At 77.4% G+C, this 14,981-nt stretch carries 15 protein-coding genes and 1 pseudogene; 10 read left to right on the plus strand and 6 right to left on the minus strand.

Annotation, left to right across the window (positions count from 1 at the left end; all coding sequences use genetic code 11):
- Positions 1-431: pseudogene (locus AB6N23_RS05400) on the plus strand (hypothetical protein); the annotation flags it as partial.
- Between the two features lie 74 nt (positions 432-505).
- Here the strand turns inward: AB6N23_RS05400 and AB6N23_RS05405 are convergent.
- Positions 506-991 (minus strand): hypothetical protein, encoded by a 486-nt coding sequence (locus AB6N23_RS05405; protein ID WP_412865071.1) that lies wholly within the window; start codon positions 989-991, stop codon positions 506-508.
- A gap of 254 nt (positions 992-1,245) precedes the next feature.
- Positions 1,246-2,880 carry a glucuronyl esterase domain-containing protein gene (locus tag AB6N23_RS05410; RefSeq protein WP_412865072.1) on the minus strand — a complete coding sequence of 545 codons (1,635 nt, stop codon included), beginning with the start codon at positions 2,878-2,880 and terminating at the stop codon, positions 1,246-1,248.
- A 241-nt stretch (positions 2,881-3,121) separates the two neighbouring features.
- Here AB6N23_RS05410 and AB6N23_RS05415 point away from each other — a divergent pair, with 241 nt between their 5' ends.
- The 9 genes from AB6N23_RS05415 (at position 3,122) to AB6N23_RS05455 (ending at position 10,518) form a co-directional block, all read left to right on the plus strand.
- A complete protein-coding gene (locus tag AB6N23_RS05415; RefSeq protein ID WP_412865073.1) occupies positions 3,122-3,961 on the plus strand; it encodes a GNAT family N-acetyltransferase in 840 nt (279 codons plus the stop codon).
- Between the two features lie 100 nt (positions 3,962-4,061).
- A complete protein-coding gene (locus tag AB6N23_RS05420; protein WP_412865074.1) occupies positions 4,062-4,763 on the plus strand; it encodes a DinB family protein in 702 nt (233 codons plus the stop codon).
- A gap of 50 nt (positions 4,764-4,813) precedes the next feature.
- Complete coding sequence (locus AB6N23_RS05425; protein WP_412865075.1) at positions 4,814-6,091, plus strand: MFS transporter; 1,278 nt, start codon at positions 4,814-4,816, stop codon at positions 6,089-6,091.
- 144 nt (positions 6,092-6,235) lie between these two features.
- Entirely contained in the window at positions 6,236-6,892 is a 657-nt protein-coding gene (locus tag AB6N23_RS05430) for a hypothetical protein (protein ID WP_412865076.1), read from the plus strand.
- 339 nt (positions 6,893-7,231) lie between these two features.
- Complete coding sequence (locus tag AB6N23_RS05435) at positions 7,232-7,912, plus strand: HAD-IA family hydrolase (RefSeq protein WP_412865077.1); 681 nt, start codon at positions 7,232-7,234, stop codon at positions 7,910-7,912.
- A gap of 110 nt (positions 7,913-8,022) precedes the next feature.
- Positions 8,023-9,444, plus strand: coding sequence for an amino acid permease (locus tag AB6N23_RS05440; RefSeq protein WP_412865078.1), 1,422 nt, complete (start codon positions 8,023-8,025; stop codon positions 9,442-9,444).
- A 141-nt stretch (positions 9,445-9,585) separates the two neighbouring features.
- Positions 9,586-9,801: a hypothetical protein gene (locus tag AB6N23_RS05445; RefSeq protein WP_412865079.1), complete on the plus strand. Its 216-nt coding sequence runs from the start codon at positions 9,586-9,588 to the stop codon at positions 9,799-9,801.
- A 135-nt stretch (positions 9,802-9,936) separates the two neighbouring features.
- Positions 9,937-10,140, plus strand: coding sequence for a hypothetical protein (locus tag AB6N23_RS05450; protein WP_412865080.1), 204 nt, complete (start codon positions 9,937-9,939; stop codon positions 10,138-10,140).
- 57 nt (positions 10,141-10,197) lie between these two features.
- Complete coding sequence (locus AB6N23_RS05455) at positions 10,198-10,518, plus strand: hypothetical protein (RefSeq protein WP_412865081.1); 321 nt, start codon at positions 10,198-10,200, stop codon at positions 10,516-10,518.
- A 75-nt stretch (positions 10,519-10,593) separates the two neighbouring features.
- Here the strand turns inward: AB6N23_RS05455 and AB6N23_RS05460 are convergent, their stop codons facing one another.
- The 4 genes from AB6N23_RS05460 to AB6N23_RS05475 are packed head-to-tail and all read right to left on the minus strand — an operon-like array spanning position 10,594 to position 14,981.
- Positions 10,594-12,507, minus strand: coding sequence for an FtsX-like permease family protein (locus AB6N23_RS05460; RefSeq protein ID WP_412865082.1), 1,914 nt, complete (start codon positions 12,505-12,507; stop codon positions 10,594-10,596).
- Positions 12,504-13,181: an ABC transporter ATP-binding protein gene (locus AB6N23_RS05465; protein WP_412865083.1), complete on the minus strand. Its 678-nt coding sequence runs from the start codon at positions 13,179-13,181 to the stop codon at positions 12,504-12,506. The genes AB6N23_RS05460 and AB6N23_RS05465 overlap by 4 nt, the downstream gene beginning before the upstream one ends.
- On the minus strand, positions 13,178-13,702 hold the full coding sequence (locus AB6N23_RS05470) for a PadR family transcriptional regulator (protein ID WP_412865084.1): 525 nt from the start codon (positions 13,700-13,702) through the stop codon (positions 13,178-13,180). Before AB6N23_RS05470 ends, AB6N23_RS05465 begins: the two co-directional genes overlap by 4 nt.
- A gap of 58 nt (positions 13,703-13,760) precedes the next feature.
- Entirely contained in the window at positions 13,761-14,981 is a 1,221-nt protein-coding gene (locus AB6N23_RS05475) for an RNA polymerase sigma factor (protein ID WP_412865085.1), read from the minus strand.

Raw genomic sequence — 14,981 nt, forward strand, 5'->3', positions numbered from 1 at the left:
GGCACACGCTGCTGGCCGCCGCCGCGGTGGGGCTCGTGGCCGTCGGCGGGCTCGGGGGCGCGTCCGTCGTCGGGGCGGACCGCGACGACGCCGTCGTCGTCGCCGACGCGCGCACCGTGTCGCTGACGCCCGTCGGCGGGTCCGGGGTGACGGCCGACCTCACCCTCACGCCCGCGCGGTGGGGCACCCGCCTGGACTGGTGGTGCGAGTACACCGCCGACGAGCTCGCCGAGGGCGTCTACGAGCTCGTCGTCGTCGACGCGGACGGCCGGCGCGAGGTCGTCGGGACGTGGTCGAGCACGGGGGAGCGCACCGCCGCGGGGCTCGGCGCGTCCGTCGCGGTGCCGGCCGACGGGATCCGGCGGGTCGAGCTCGGCGTGGTCGGGCTCGACGTGCCGCTCGCGGCGGCCGACGTGCGCGCGGAGGCGTGACGGGGGTCGGGTCAGCGGGTGCCGGCGGGACGGCCCGGCGCCGACGGTGCGCGGGATGCCGGGACGTGTCGGCGTCAGTCGACCGGGAGCCGCGCGCCGGCGACCTCGACGGTGACCTCGGCCGCGTCGGGCGCCTCGTCGGGCAGCCGGACGACGCTCGTCGTCGGTGCCATGTCGGCCGTGCAGGCGGCGTCGCCGTAGGCCGTCGCGTCGGTGAGCGTCACGCGCAGCACCTCCGCGGCGGCGTCCCACGTGACGTCGTCGGGGAGCGTGGGGCACGTCGAGCTGCCCCACGTGACGAGGAGGAGCTGCCGCGGGTCGTCGCCCGGCGTGACGGCGATCTCCTCCGACCCGACGTCCGGCGGCGCGCCCGGGAAGAACGTCTCCGCGACGTTCGGCACGGGGGACTCGACGGGCGTCGCCGTCGGGCCGGTGGACGCGTCCGTGGGTGAGGCGGTGACCGTCTCGAGCGCACCGCTGCCGGGCGCCGGGGTGTCGGCGCACCCGGCGCACAGCGCGATCCCGACCACCGCCACCGTCGCGAGTCCTGCGTGTCGCACGTCGCCCCCTCGGAGTCACCGGGCCCGCACGACCCGTCCCCACCACTGTCCTCCGCAGAGCGTCCGACGGCACGCGCTGACCCCCGCCCCTGGTCGCCGAGCTCGGTGGTCGTGCGTCGAGCTCGTCCGGTCGGGGTGACGAACTCGCGGCACAACCACCGAGCTCGGCGAGCGGTGGGCTCGGTCGGAGGTGGACGGGAGCGGGCCCGGTGCGACGTGTCCGTCGCACCGGGCCCGCGTCCTGCGGGCGGCGGTCAGCCCGCCGAGCAGGTGGCCGTCAGGCCGGTGGCGCTGCCCGTGCCCTGGAAGCCGAACTCGGTGGTCTGGCCGGCGGCGACCGAGCCGTTCCACGCGACGTTCGAGAAGCGGCCGCCGCTGTGCGTGGCGTTCCACGCGTTGGTGACGGCCGAGCCGGCGGGCAGCGACGCGGCCACCGTCCACCGGCTGAGCGGCGCCGACCCGGCGGTGACGCGCACGGTGGCGACGAACCCACCGGTCCACTGGTTCACCGACACCGACGCGGAGCACGCACCGCCCGGCTGCTGGGTGGGCTGCTGGGTGGGCTGCTGGGTGGGCTGCTGCGTGGGCTGCTGCGTCGGCGTCTGCCCCGGCCCGTCCGTCAGCGTCGGCGCGGACCACGACGCCCAGTCCGCGAGCCGGCCCTGCGCGCGGCTCGAGATGCGGATGGCACCGGCGGCCGTGCCCGTGCCGACCAGGTACTTCTGCACGTGCTGCTGGATGGGCGTGCGCCACTCCGGCCGGTTGGCGCAGTGCGAGCCGTCCTGCACGTCGGACCAGTAGGAGATGTTCTGGCCGGCGCCCAGCGCCTTGTAGACCTCGGCGCCGCCGAGCGCCGCGATGCTCGCGGACCGCGGCCCGAGGTTCGCGATGTGCGGGTTGTCCATGATGAGCAGGCCGCGCGGTGCGACCAGGCCGACGACCTGGTGGGTGTCGACCGGCAGCCGGTTCGGGCTGCTCGTGAACGTGCCGAACGCGTCGCCGAGCCACGGCTGCTCGCCGTAGGCGCTGCTGAGGCTCTGCGCGCCCTCGCCGGGGATGCCGCGGAAGATCGGCACGCCGGCGCTGCCGGACTCGATCGGCATGGTCAGCGCGATGCGCTGGTCGAACGCGCCGGCGACGAACGCACCCTTGCCGAACCGGGAGCACCCGGTGACGCCGGTGGCGTCGGCCTTGAGGACCGACCCCCCGGACTGCCCGATGACGTCGATGATCCGGCTGACGCCCCACGCCCACGCCATGAGCAGGCCGGTCTGGCTCTGCGCGCCGTACAGCGTGTAGAAGGCGCCCTGCTTGTTCGCGCGGCCGGTGCCCTCGCGGCCCACCGTGTACGGGTCGTAGCTGATGACGGCGGCGCCGGCGGCCTTGATCGCCGCGGTGTCGGCGCCGAACCCGCCGTAGACGACGACGGCCGGGAACGGGCCGGTGCCGCTGGGCAGCTCGACCTTGGCGGAGAAGGTCGACGTGCGGCCCTGGTGCGACGTGGTCACGGTGATGGTCGAGCCGGTGACCGTGCCCGTCACGCTCGCCGGCTTCGCGGGCTTCTCGCCGTACACGAACTTCTCGGCCAGGCGGCGCGTGAGCTCGCGCTGGCAGCGCCAGTCGGCCTTCGTCGCGATGCGCGAGCCGTCGAGGCGGCGGAACGGATCGGGCAGCTGCGCGTTCGTCGGCAGCGCGCCGGCGTCGGGCAGCGTGGGGACGGCGCAGTCGGCGCCCTCGTTCTCGACGGCGGACGCGAACGGTGCGGCCTGCGCGGGCGCGGCCGTGCCGACGTCGGTCACGACGGTCGCGGTCGCCAGCGCGGTCACCGTCAGCGCGACGAGCGCCGAGCGGATCGCCGTGCGGTGCGACGGGCGGCGTGCTGTGGTCACGGGCGGTCTCCCTCCGGGGTGGTCCGGGGCGGGGTCGTCGGCCCTCCGTCGGGCCGACACTCTCGCTCCCCGCGCGGCGGGGACGTGCCCCCGGCGGCGCTCGTCCTCACTGTCGGGAGCGGCGCACCGGCGGACAATCCGGTGAAGCCTTTAGCGAAACTTTTGCCGTCGGTCCCGCGAGTGTCGGAGGGGGCGCGAAAAGGGGGCGCCGCGGCGCACGCGCCGGCGGCATGCTGCGGGGGTGTCCCACCCCGCACCCGGCCACGTCTCGGCGACGACTCCCGCACGGCGCGAGCGCGCGGAGCCCGAGCGCGCGGAGCACGAGCGCGCGGAGGTCGAGCGCACGGAGCTCGCGCGCACGGCGCACGCCGACGCGTGGGAGCAGCACGGGCGGCTGCGCGCGGAGGCGGGCGGTGCCGTCGCGGAGCTGCCCGGCGTGCGGCTCATGGCGAGCGGGCTGCCGTACGCGCAGTGGAACAACGGCGACGTCACCGACCCCGGGCTCGTCGACGTCGACGCCGTCCGTGCCTGGTACGCACGCCTCGACGTGCCGTGGGGGCTGCGGGTGCCGGCCGGCGCGCCGTGGCCGCACGGGCGCCTGCTGTTCCGCAAGCGGCTCATGCTGCTGCACGCCGCGGACCTCGTCCGCGCGCCCGCTGTGCCGGGGCTCGTCGTACGCGCCGCGACGCCCGACGACCTCGACGTCGTCGCCCGCGTCGACGCCACCGCCTTCGACGGCGACGCCGCGGTGGAGGCCGCGTGGATGCGTCCGCTGCTCGTCTCCGAGCGCGCGACCGTCGCCGTCGCCGAGCTCGACGGCCGGCCCGTCGGCACGGCGTCGTGCCTGCGCACCGACGGTCGCGCCGGCCCGGCCGCGTACCTCGCCGGCGTCGCGGTCCTGCCCGAGGCTCGCCGCCGGGGCGTCGCCGCGGCCGTGTCGGGGTGGCTGCTGGACCGCGCGGTGGCCGCCGGCGCACGCGTCGCGCACCTGCACCCGGACTCCGACCTCGCCGCCCGCGTCTACGCGCGCCTCGGCTTCACCGAGGTCGACGGGCTCGACGTGTACGTGGAGGTGGCGTGACCCGCCCGGCCGGGGACGGCCTTGTCCGGCCCGGCGCGACGGTCGTAGCGTCGAGCGCGGCGCACCGGCGCCGAGCCCGGGTCCAGCCGAGGAGGCCGCCGTGCCGGAGGGGACCGCAGTGACCGAGGGGGCCGCCGGGCCCGCGTGGGGCCGCACCGGGGGCGCGCCGACCGGCCCGCCGACCGACGTGCCGCCCCGCCTCGTCCCGCTGCTGCGCCAGTACGACTGGGGCGTCGGGCGGCTGCTCGACCGGTTGCGCGGCCCGGTCGTCGACAGCGGCGACGGCGAGCGCGTGGCCGTGGTCCCGCTCGACGACGCCGAGTACCGCTGGGAGCCGGTGCCCGGCGCCTGGTCCGTCCGCCGCCACGCGGACGGCCCGGCGCCCGGCGCGACCGTGCTCGTCGGCGCGGGCGAGTGGGGCCGCGACGGCGGGCGCCCGCACCCGTGGCCGCCGCCGGTGACGACGATCGCCTGGCGGACGACGCACCTGCTCGAGATGCTCGAGCTGCGGGCCGAGCACACCGTCGGCGACCGCCGGCGCCTCGAGGGCGACCTGCGGTACCCGGGCGACGCGGCGGGTGCCGTCGCGGCGCTCGAGGCGGCCGCCGGCGCCTGGCGGTACGCGCTCACCACGGCCGACGACGCCGCGCTCGACCAGGTCGGCCGCTCGACGTACCCCGACGGGGACGACGCCGAGATGCCCTTCCTCGACCTCGTGTGGTGGATGAACCAGGAGGTCCTGCACCACGGCGCGGAGATCGCGCTCCTGCGGGACCTGTACGCCGCGGCGCACCGCGCGTGACGGCCGACGCGCACGGCCCGGCGGACGCGCCGACGGACGAGGAGGACCGCATGGCCCGAGCGCCCGTCGCCGCCACGGCGCCGGACCGGCGGCGCCTGCAGGGCCGCGTGGTGCGCGTGCTCGCCGCCGGCCAGGTGCTGGGCGGGCTGGGGACGGGCGCCGCGCTGGGGCTCGGCGCGCTGCTGGTGGCCGAGGTCGCGGGGTCGCCGGCGTGGTCCGGGATGTCCGCGACGATGGGCACGCTCGGGGCCGCCGTGCTGTCGGTGCCGCTCGCGCGGCTGGCGCTGCGCCGGGGTCGGCGCGTGTCGTTGACGACGGGCGCCGTCGTGGCGGTGCTCGGGAGCCTCGTGGTGGTCGGCGCGTCCGTCGCGGGCGCGCTCGTGCCGCTGCTGCTGGGCGTCCTCCTGCTGGGCGCCGCGACGTCGCTGAACCTGCAGGCGCGGTTCGCCGCGACCGACCTCGCGGCGCCGGCCACCCGCGCGCGCGACCTGTCGCTGGTGGTGTGGGCGACGACGGTCGGGGCCGTCGTCGGGCCGAACCTCTACGAGCCGGGGGAGTCGCTCGCGGGGGCGCTGGGGCTGCCCGCCCTCGCGGGCGGGTTCGTCATCGCGGCCGTCGCGCAGGCCGCCGGTGCGGTGGTGTACCTGGTCGGGCTCCGGCCCGACCCGCTGCTGACGGCGGCGGCCGACGACGCGGTGCGCGCGCCGGCGGACGCGGTGCCGGCCCGCCCGGTCGGCGGCCTGCGGGTCCTGCGCGCGACCGCCGCCGCACGGCGGGCCGTGCTCACGGTCGCCCTGAGCCACGCGGTGATGGTCGCGCTCATGAGCATGACGCCCGTGCACCTGACCGGGCACGGCGCGACGCTCACCGCCGTGGGCCTGACCATCAGCCTGCACGTGGCCGGCATGTTCGCGCTGTCGCCGGTCTTCGGGCACCTCGCGGACCGGTGGGGACGGCGGCAGGTCGTGCTGGTCGGGCAGGCGATGCTGCTGGCGTCGCTGCTGGTCGTGCTCGTGGGGTCGGAGTCGCACGTGGCGGTGGTCGTCGCGCTCGTGCTGCTGGGGCTCGGCTGGTCCGCGTCCACCGTCGCGGGGTCGGCGCTGGTCGTGACGGCCGTCGAGCCGGCGCGCCGACCCGCGCTGCAGGGCGTGTCGGACGCCCTGATGAGCCTCGCGGGCGCGGTCGGCGGCGCGCTGGCCGGCCCGGTCCTGGCGGCCGTCGGCTTCCCGGGCCTGGCCGCCGCGCTCGTCGTGCTCGTCGCGGTGACGACGGCGGTGCAGCTGCGCCCCGCCGCCGCACCGACGCCGTCCGCGTCCACGGTCGGCTAGGACGTGTCTCCGGAACCGCGACCCGGGTGCCGTTGATCCTGGTCAGGTGGCTGCGCGGTGGGTGCGCGCTCCGCCCGCACCGCACTCCGGACGCGTGACGATTCCAGCGCCGGCCGGGTCCACGTCGCGCCGTATCCTCACCCGGTGCAGCAGCCGAGCGCGCGGAGGGACGACGCACCGGCACTCGTGCGCGTCGTCCCGACCGAGGAGTCGTCGATCGTGCTCGAGCTGGACGGCGGTGTCGTCCTCGTCCTCGACTGCCTCGACCCCCGGCTGGAGCGCGACCACCCCGGGCCCGACTGGTCCGAGCTCGGGTACCCCGAGAAGCGCAAGCACCTGACCTTCGATGCCGGGGCGGTCCGCTGGCCGGGCGGCAAGGTGCTGACGACCGGCGACCTGGTCGCGCGCTCACGCCCGGCGTCGGTGCGGGAGCTCGAGAGCCTGCACCTGCGCGTCGCGTACCGGAACCAGGCACCGACGCCGCAGGACGCGCGACACCACGTGTACTCCGTGTACGTCCGGCCGTTCGCCGCGCAGCCGTTCGTGCTCGGCGAGTCGATCGGCGGTGGCCACGGCGAGCGCGGCGGGCAGGCCACCTTCACGCTCGCGGAGCTGCGCGCCTGGGCGGGGTGGGAGGAGCACTGCGCGCTGGCGGGATGCGGCTGGGTGGTCCCCGTGCTGTCGACCGAGGGAGCGGACGAGCGGGCCTGCGTCGACGCGCTGGTGCGCGAGGTGTGCCGACGCGCCGACACCGCGGAGTCGGACGTGTGGACCTACGCGGCCGGGCGATCGCGGCAATGACGCCACGGGGGCGTGGCTCGTGGGCCTGCGGCCGCGCCCCGCTGTCGGCACGGAAGCCCACCCGGGGGCGCTGACCAGCAGCCCTGCCCAGCGCGGCGAACGTCGGAGACGCGCCCTGTGGTGCGTACCCCTGGCTGCCCCGCTACCCCAGCCCCGTCCATCTGCCGCCGCCCATCGCCGAGGTCGCCCGGTGGACGGCGAGGTCGCCTGCCCGGACCGGCGAGCTCGGCGCGGAACCGGCGACCTCGGCGCGGGAGGGGGCGAGGTCGGCGTCGGACCGGCGAGCTCGGCGGCGGAGGAGGGCGGGCCGGGTCGCGGTGGCTGTGCTGGGATCGGGGGATGGACGCCGGCCCCGTGACCCTCGCCTGTCGTGCGCTGCTGCTGGACGTCGACGGGACGCTCGTCGACTCGGCGGAGGCCGTGCGCAGCGCGTGGGCGGCCGTGGCGGAGGAGCTCGGCGCGGACCCCGACGCGGTCGCGGCGGCCGCCCTGGCACGGCGCGCGCCCGAGGTCGCGGAGGAGTTCTTCGCCGCCGGCGACCGGCAGCACGCGCTCGACGCGTCGCTGCGGGCGTCCGTCGCGTCGGCCGGGCTCGTCCGTCCGCTGCCCGGCGCCGCCGACCTGCTCGCGGCCGTGCCCGACGGGGCGTGGGGCTGCGTGACGTCCGGCCGGCGCGAGATCCTCACGGCCCGGCTGCGTGGCGCGGGGCTGCCCGTGCCGGCGGTGCTCGTCACCGCCGAGGACGTGGAGCGCGGCAAGCCCGACCCGCTGCCGTACCTGCGCGGCGCCGAGCTGCTCGGGGTCGACCCCGCCGACGCGGTCGCGCTCGAGGACACGCCCGAGGGGGTCCGGTCGGCGCGCGCCGCGGGGCTGCGGGTCGTCGGCGTCCTCGGCACGCACGCGGCGGACGACCTGCGCGCGGCCGGCGCCGACGCGCTCGTCGACGCACCCGGCGGGGTGCGCGTCCGCGCCGCGGACGGCGTCCTCGAGCTGACCGTGACCGTGACCGCGCCGCGCTGAGCCCACGGGCACGCCGTCCGCCGTCCCGTGCGGAGCGGCGCCCCGCCGCGCGGCGGCTACCGTGGGCGGTCGGCCGTCCGGCCCGCACCCCCGCACCACCGAGGCACCCCATGACGTCGACCGACCCCGCCGCCCCCGCCGCACCGACGGGCGGTGACCCGACGCCGACGGCACCGGACGCCGTCCTGCGGCACGGCCTGCGCACGCGGCACCTGACGATGATGGGCCTCGGCTCCGCGATCGGCGCCGGCCTGTTCCTCGGCAGCGGCGTCGGCATCGCGACCGCCGGGCCGGCGGTCCTCGTCTCGTACGCGCTCGCGGGCGTGCTCGTCGTGCTGGTCATGCGGATGCTGGCCGAGATGGCGTCGGCCGTGCCGTCGAGCGGGTCGTTCTCCGTCTACGCGGAGGAGGCGCTCGGGCGCTGGGCCGGGTTCACGCTCGGCTGGGTCTACTGGTTCACGATCGTCATGGTGCTGGGCGTCGAGGTGACGGGCGTCGCGCGGATCGTCACCGGGTGGGCGCCCGGGGTACCGCAGTGGGCCGTCGCGCTCGTCGTCGTCGCGCTGTTCGCCGTGGTGAACCTCGTCGGCGTGCGGCAGTTCGGCGAGATGGAGTTCTGGTTCGCGGCGATCAAGGTCGTCGCGATCGTCGCGTTCCTCGTGGTGGGGGCGGCGCTCGCGCTCGGGCTGCTGCCCGGCACCGACCCCGTCGGGACGTCGGTGCTGCTCGCGGACGGGTTCGCGCCGACGGGCGTCGCGGGCGTCGCGGCCGGGCTGCTCGTGGTCGTCTTCGCGTTCGGCGGGATCGAGATCGTCACGATCGCCGCCGCCGAGGCCGAGGAGCCCCAGCGGGCCGTCGCGCGCGCGACCCGGTCGATCGTGTGGCGGATCCTGCTGTTCTACGTCGGCTCCGTCGCGCTCATGGTGCTCGTGCTCCCGTGGGACGCGCCCGCGCTGCAGGAGGGGCCGTTCGTCGCGGTGCTCGACCTGGCGGGGCTGCCCGGCGCCGCGCGGCTCATGGAGGTCGTCGTCGTCCTGGCGCTGCTGTCGGCCTTCAACGCGAACGTCTACGCGACGTCCCGGATGGCGTTCTCGCTGGCCGGGCGCGGCGACGGGCCGGCGGCGCTGCGTCGCGTCTCGCGCCGCGACGTGCCGTGGGTGGCCGTGCTCGTGTCCGTGGTGCTCGGGCTCGTCGCCGTCGCGCTCAACTGGCTGCTGCCGGACGCGCTGCTCGGCATCCTGCTCAACGCCGTCGGCGCGTCGCTGCTCGTGGTGTGGATCCTCGTCGCCGTCGCGCAGCTGCGCCTGCGTCCGCGGCTGGAGGCGGAGGCGCGCGCCGCCGGACGCCCGCTCGAGCTGCGCATGTGGCTGTACCCGTGGCTGACCTGGGCGACGCTCGTCGCGCTCGCGGGCGTCGTCGTGCTCATGGCGACCGACGCGGCGGCCCGTTCCCAGCTGCTCGCGACGGCGGGCCTGGTGGCGGTGGTGGTGGCGGTCTACGGCGTGACGGCCGTGGTGCGCCGCCGCCGCTGACGCACCGCCCGGCGACGAACCGGCCGCTGTGCAGCGTCCCGGTGCCAGGGTGCTGCACGACGGCCGGTTCGGCGCCCCTGGGGTGGCGGGTGGGGCTCCGGGTCGGGACGATCGGTCGCGGGATCGGGTGATGGGGGTGCCGTGGACGGCGACGCACGCAGACGACGACGGCTGGCGGCCGGTCGGGTGCTCATCGGCGTGCTCGCCGTGCTGACCGTCGCCTACGCCGTGGTCATGGTGGTGTCCGACGGGCCCGACGAGTGGTGGGTGCTCGGCCTCGGCGTCGCGGGGCTGGTCGCGAGCGTCGCCGCGTACGCAGCCGTGCGACGGGGTGGCGGCCCCACCTTCATGCGCTGACGACGGCGGGGATGAAATCGGACGTCCGCCGTGGACGCCACCCCGCGCGCCGCGGTACGCATGGGGCCGCAGCCGCGGGACCGCGGGACCACGACGGCGGGGGCGCCGGATGCACGCACGAGTGAGGGCCGGCTGATGGGGCCGATCCACTGGGCGGGGCTGGTCGTCCTGCTCGTCGGCGGTGCGGTCTTTGCGGCGGCGCCGCACGCGATCACCCGTGCCTTCGCGCGACGCGGCGACGCGCGGTCCGCGCAGCCGTCGGCGCCGGTGGTCGTCCGCGTCGGGGGGATCGTCATGATGCTGCTGGGCGTGGCGGCCCTCTGGCTGATCACGGCGTGAGGCGGATCGCGGCGTGAGAGCCGGCCGTCGGGAGCACCGGGAGCACCGGGAGGACGTGTGGACCTGTTCGTGCGACCCGAGATCGACCCCGACGACGTCGTCCTCTGGGAGGGGCGCGCCAACTGGCGGCGCCGGTTACGCCCGACCGGCGGCTGGCTGACCCTGACGCGACGGCGCCTGGTCTTCACGCCGAACCGTCTCGAGCGTCTGATGCTCGGCGCCGCGCTCGACGTCCCGCTCGGCGACGCGGCCCGCGCCCGCGTGACGACCGGCGCGCTGTCGAACGTCGAGCTCGAGGACGCCGGCGCGACCGTCGGGCGGTTTCTCCTCGAGGAGCCGCACGCGTTCGTCCGCGCGGTGCAGGACCGTGCCGGGTAGCCAGGCGCGTTCGTCCGGCGTGCCCAGCGTGCTCTCTCACGTCGCGTGGCGGTGCAGGGGCCGGTCGCGTCGTCGTCACTCGCGGCGCAGCAGGTCCGCGGTGACGCGCGTGCGCACGGCGGGCAGCGTCGCGAGCGACACGAGCACCGCGCCGGCGAGCGTCGCAGCCGTCACGAGCCCGAGCTGCGTGCCGTCGCGCAGCGCAGGCCATCCGGCCGCCGCCGCGTAGGCCCGCACCATGAGCCCGCCGAGCCCCGCCGCCAGCGCGACCGCCACGAGCAGCGGGACGAGCGTCTGCGCGAGCTGCGCCGCGCGCAGCGCCCGGCCGGGGATCCCCACGGCGACGTACCGCGCCACGGCCCGGCGTCGCTCCACCGCCCGGTCGACGGCGACCATGCCGAGCGCGAGGAGACCGACCGCCACGACCGCCGCCGACAGGGTCGCCACGACCGCGCGCACGCGCAGCGCGGCCTCGTAGTCGTCCATCGGATAGGGGAGCACCGTGGCGTCGGGCGGAGCCGCGTCGGCCACCGCGGCCCGCACGTCGAGGCCGCCGTCGGCCACGACGGTGAGCGACGTGGGCGTGGCACCCGCCGCGTCGGCGACGGACCGTGGCACGAACAGGTCGTACGACGACGGGTACACCCACCGCTCCTGCGTCGCCGCGGAGTCCTGCACGGCGACGTCACCGAGCGGGACCGTCACGAGCGGGCCGTCGTCGCCGAACCGGACGTCGACGGCGTCTGCGGTCGCGAGCGCGGGGACGTCCGCCGGCATGCCGTTCTCGGTGCCCTCGTACCCGGCCACCGTGAGAGCGGCCGCGCGGTCGTCCCGGCACCCCGACACGGCCATCAGCTGCCCGAGGTCGGCGCACGTGCCGACGAACACCTCGACCGGACAGGGCGCACCGGGCGCGCACCACCCGTCGGCGGCGACGTCATACCGAGGCACGACGGCGCGCACGCCCGGCACGGCGCTGAGCGCCGTCACGTCGCGCTGCTGCACCTCGCCGGCCGGGCGGACGAGGACAGGCTGCGGTCCCTGGCGGATCGTCTGGAGCGCGTACCGGTACTGCGGCGTCGACTCGAAGGACGTGAGCACCGCGAGCGCTGCCAGCACGAGGTAGACGGCGACGCCGACCCCGGCGACGAGCCGGCCGCTGCCCGCGGGATCGGCCTGCAGGCCGCGTCCGGCCAGCACTCCCGTCACGGACCTGCTCCGGACCAGGAGCGCCGCGCACCACGTCGACAGCAGGGGCGTCACCGCGGCGATCGCGATCGCGCCGGCCACTGCGCCGACGAGCAGCACCACGGCGCCCGCGTCCGAGCGCACCCACGGCGCCGACCCGGCCCGGTCGGTGACGAGGCCGAGCGCCACCACGGCGACGGCCGCGGGGAGCAGCCGCCACGGGCTGGACCTGCGGGGCGTGGCCTCCGAGCGGTCCGCCACGGGCCGTCGCGTCGTGCGGACGGTGGACGCCGCCGCCACCCCGACGGACGCGAGCGCGGTGGAGGCGACGCCGAGCAGGGCCGTCCCGGGTCCGACGGTGAACGGTGCGGCGAACCAGCCCGGGCCGGCGGCCACGACGGCGTCGACCGCGGGCGCCGCGAGCAGGAAGACGCCGAGCCCGCAGAGCGCGCCGACGAGCCCGAGCAGGCCGTTCTCGACCGCGGCGACGGCGACGGTGCGGGCCCGCGTCAGGCCGAGCAGGCGCAGCGCGGCGGAGCGGCGGTCGCGCGCGGCGCCGGAGGTGCGCGCGGCGGTCATCACGAGGACCACGGCCGGGACGAGGCTGAACGTGAGGACGGCGGTGGTGTTCGCGCGCTGGACGGGGTCGACGGGGGCGCCGGGCGCGTGCAGCGCGCCGGGCACGGCCGCGGTGGCCAGGAGCAGCACGGTGGCCACGGCGGTGCCCACGACCACGACGCCGGCGCGCAGCCGGCCGCCGACGACGACCAGGCGTGCGCCGAGCGCCACGAGCGCGCTCACCACGCCACCGACGGGGTCTCGACGCGGCCGTCCCGCAGCCGGACCTCCCGGCTGCCCCAGGCGGCGACGCGCGCCTCGTGGGTGACGAGCAGCACGGCGGTGCCGCGGGTCTCCGCCGCGCGCACGAGCGCCTCCAGAACCCGCTCACCGGTGACGGTGTCGAGCGCGCCGGTCGGCTCGTCGGCCAGCACGACGGCCGGCTCGTGCACGAGCGCGCGGGCGACGGCCGCCCGCTGGGCCTGCCCGCCGGACACCTCGCTCACCCGGCGGTGGGCGACGTGGGCGACGTCGAGCTCGTCGAGCAGCGCCGCGGCCCGTGCGCGAGCCTCGCGGTGGCGGACCCCGGTGAGCCGCAGGGGGAGCTCCACGTTCTCGACGACCGTGAGCTCCGGCACGAGGTCGCCGAACTGCAGGACGAAGCCGAACCGTCGCAGGCGCAGGTCGGACCGCACGGCGTCGGGCAGGTGGTCGACGCGCTCGCCGGCCAGCGTCACCGTGCCGGCGTCCGGGCGCAGGAGCCCCGACAGCACGTGCAGCAGCGTCGACTTGCCGGAGCCGGAGGGTCCCGTGAGGGCGACGACCTCGCCGGCCCCGAGGAACATTTCGACGCCGCGCAGCACCTCGGCACCGCCGAGGCCGAGCGTGAGGCCGGTCCCGGCCAGGACCGCGGTCACCGTGCCGCCTCCGGCCGGCCGGCGCCGGCGAGGCGTGCGCCGGCCGTCTCGATCCAGCGCAGGTCCGCCTCGAGGTGCGCGATCTCGTAGTCGCCCGCCAGGCGGTCGACGAGGTCGCCGTCGTGCCGCGCGGCGGTGAGCTCGCGCATGCGGCGCAGGTGGGCCGTCCGCTGGTCGGCCAGGATCGCGTCGGCGGCACGACCACAGGCGAACGCGAGGACGACCCTGGTGAAGAGCTCACCGGGCCGGGCGGGCACCGTGTGCGGCGCGCGCAGCCAGTGGTCGAGCTCCGCGACGCCCTGCTCGGTGATGGCGTACACGCGCCGGTCCGGCCCCTCGCCCTTCGCGATCTCGACACCACGGGCGAGGCCGTCACGCTCGAGGCGGGCGAGGGTGGAGTACACCTGCCCGGTCCGGAGCTCGCGCTCGTGGCCGAGCAGCGCGTCGTAGCGCTGCTTGAGCGCGAACCCGTGCGCGGGGTGGTCGTCGAGGAACGCCAGCATCGCCATCGGCACCGTCATGGGTTGTAGTACACCGGGTGTATGCACTCGGTGTCTACCGACCGCACCGGTCAGCCCGTCACCGCACCGGCCGCACCCGCCCCGCCCGTGCCCGTGCCGCCTCCAGCACCAGGTGCTCCCGCTCGGCCGCGTTCGTGGCCCGCTGCGCCGCCTCCGCGTACGCCTCGGCGGCGGCGGCGAGGTCGCCCGCGAGCTCGTGCAGGTACCCGCGCACGGCGTGCCACCGGTGGCGGTCGTCCAGGACGCCGCGCAGCCGGTCGGTCTCGCGCAGGCCGGCGGCGGCCCCCAGCACGTGCCCGACCGCCACCGCCCGCCCCAGCACGGCCGCCGGGTCCTGGCGCACCGGGTCACCCGACAGCGCGACCAGGTCGTCGTACCACGCGAGCACCTGCGGCCAGTCGGTCTCGGCGGCGCTCGCGGCGTCGTCGTGCAGCGCCGCGATCGCGGCCTGGACCTGGTAGCGGCCGGGCGGACGGTCGTCGGTCCGCGCGGCGAGCGCCGACTGCAGCACGCGCACGCCCTCGGCGACCTGCCGCGTGTCCCACCGGGTCCGGTCCTGCCGGTCGAGCGGCACCAGCCGGCCGGCGTCGTCGGACCGTGCCGGCAGCCGCGCGTGGTGCAGCAGCATCAGCGCGAGCAGGCCGCGCGCCTCCGGCTCGTCCGTCGCGAGCGTGAGCTGACGCGCGAGCCGGATCGCCTCGGCCGCCAGGTCGACGCGTCCCGCGTGCCCGGCGTCGTAGACGAGGTACAGCACGTGCAGGACGACGGCGAGGTCGCCCGGCCGGTCCAGCCGCCGCCCGCGCAGGGTCCGCTTGGCCCGGCTGATCCGTTGCGCCATCGTCGCCTCCGGCACCCAGAACGCGTCGGCGATCTCCCGGGTGGTCAGCCCGCCGACGGCGCGCAGCGTGAGCGCGACCTGCGACGCCGGCGCGAGGTCGGGGTGGCAGCAGCAGAACAGCAGGAGCAGCGTGTCGTCGCCCTCCTCGACGGCGCCCGGCCGCGGCTCGGCCCACGTGGCGTCCTCGCGCCGGACGCGGGCGGCGGCGCTGCGCCGGGCGTCGACGAGCCGCCGCACGGCGACCGTCGTCAGCCACGCGCGCGGGTCGCGCGGCGGGTGCTCCGGCCACACGCGCAGCGCCTCGAGCAGGGCCTCCTGGAGGGCGTCCTCGGCGGCGTCGAAGTCCTCGCCGCGGCGCACGAGCCCCGCGAGCACGCGCGGGACGAGGGCGCGCAGGGCGCCCTCGTCCGGCGGTGCCGGCGCGGCCGGCGCGTCGTCCAC

The organism is Cellulomonas pasadenensis (assembly GCF_047229365.1).
In the GTDB taxonomy this organism is placed as follows: Bacteria; Actinomycetota; Actinomycetes; order Actinomycetales; family Cellulomonadaceae; genus Cellulomonas.

Excerpts from the sequence above, each read along its gene's own strand:
- AB6N23_RS05450 (WP_412865080.1), top strand. The coding sequence starts at position 9,937 with ATGGGGCCGATCCACTGGGCGGGGCTGGTCGTCCTGCTCGTCGGCGGT.
- AB6N23_RS05425 (WP_412865075.1), top strand. The coding sequence starts at position 4,814 with ATGGCCCGAGCGCCCGTCGCCGCCACGGCGCCGGACCGGCGGCGCCTG.
- AB6N23_RS05470 (WP_412865084.1), bottom strand. The coding sequence starts at position 13,702 with ATGACGGTGCCGATGGCGATGCTGGCGTTCCTCGACGACCACCCCGCG.
- AB6N23_RS05440 (WP_412865078.1), top strand. The coding sequence starts at position 8,023 with ATGACGTCGACCGACCCCGCCGCCCCCGCCGCACCGACGGGCGGTGAC.
- AB6N23_RS05435 (WP_412865077.1), top strand. The coding sequence starts at position 7,232 with ATGGACGCCGGCCCCGTGACCCTCGCCTGTCGTGCGCTGCTGCTGGAC.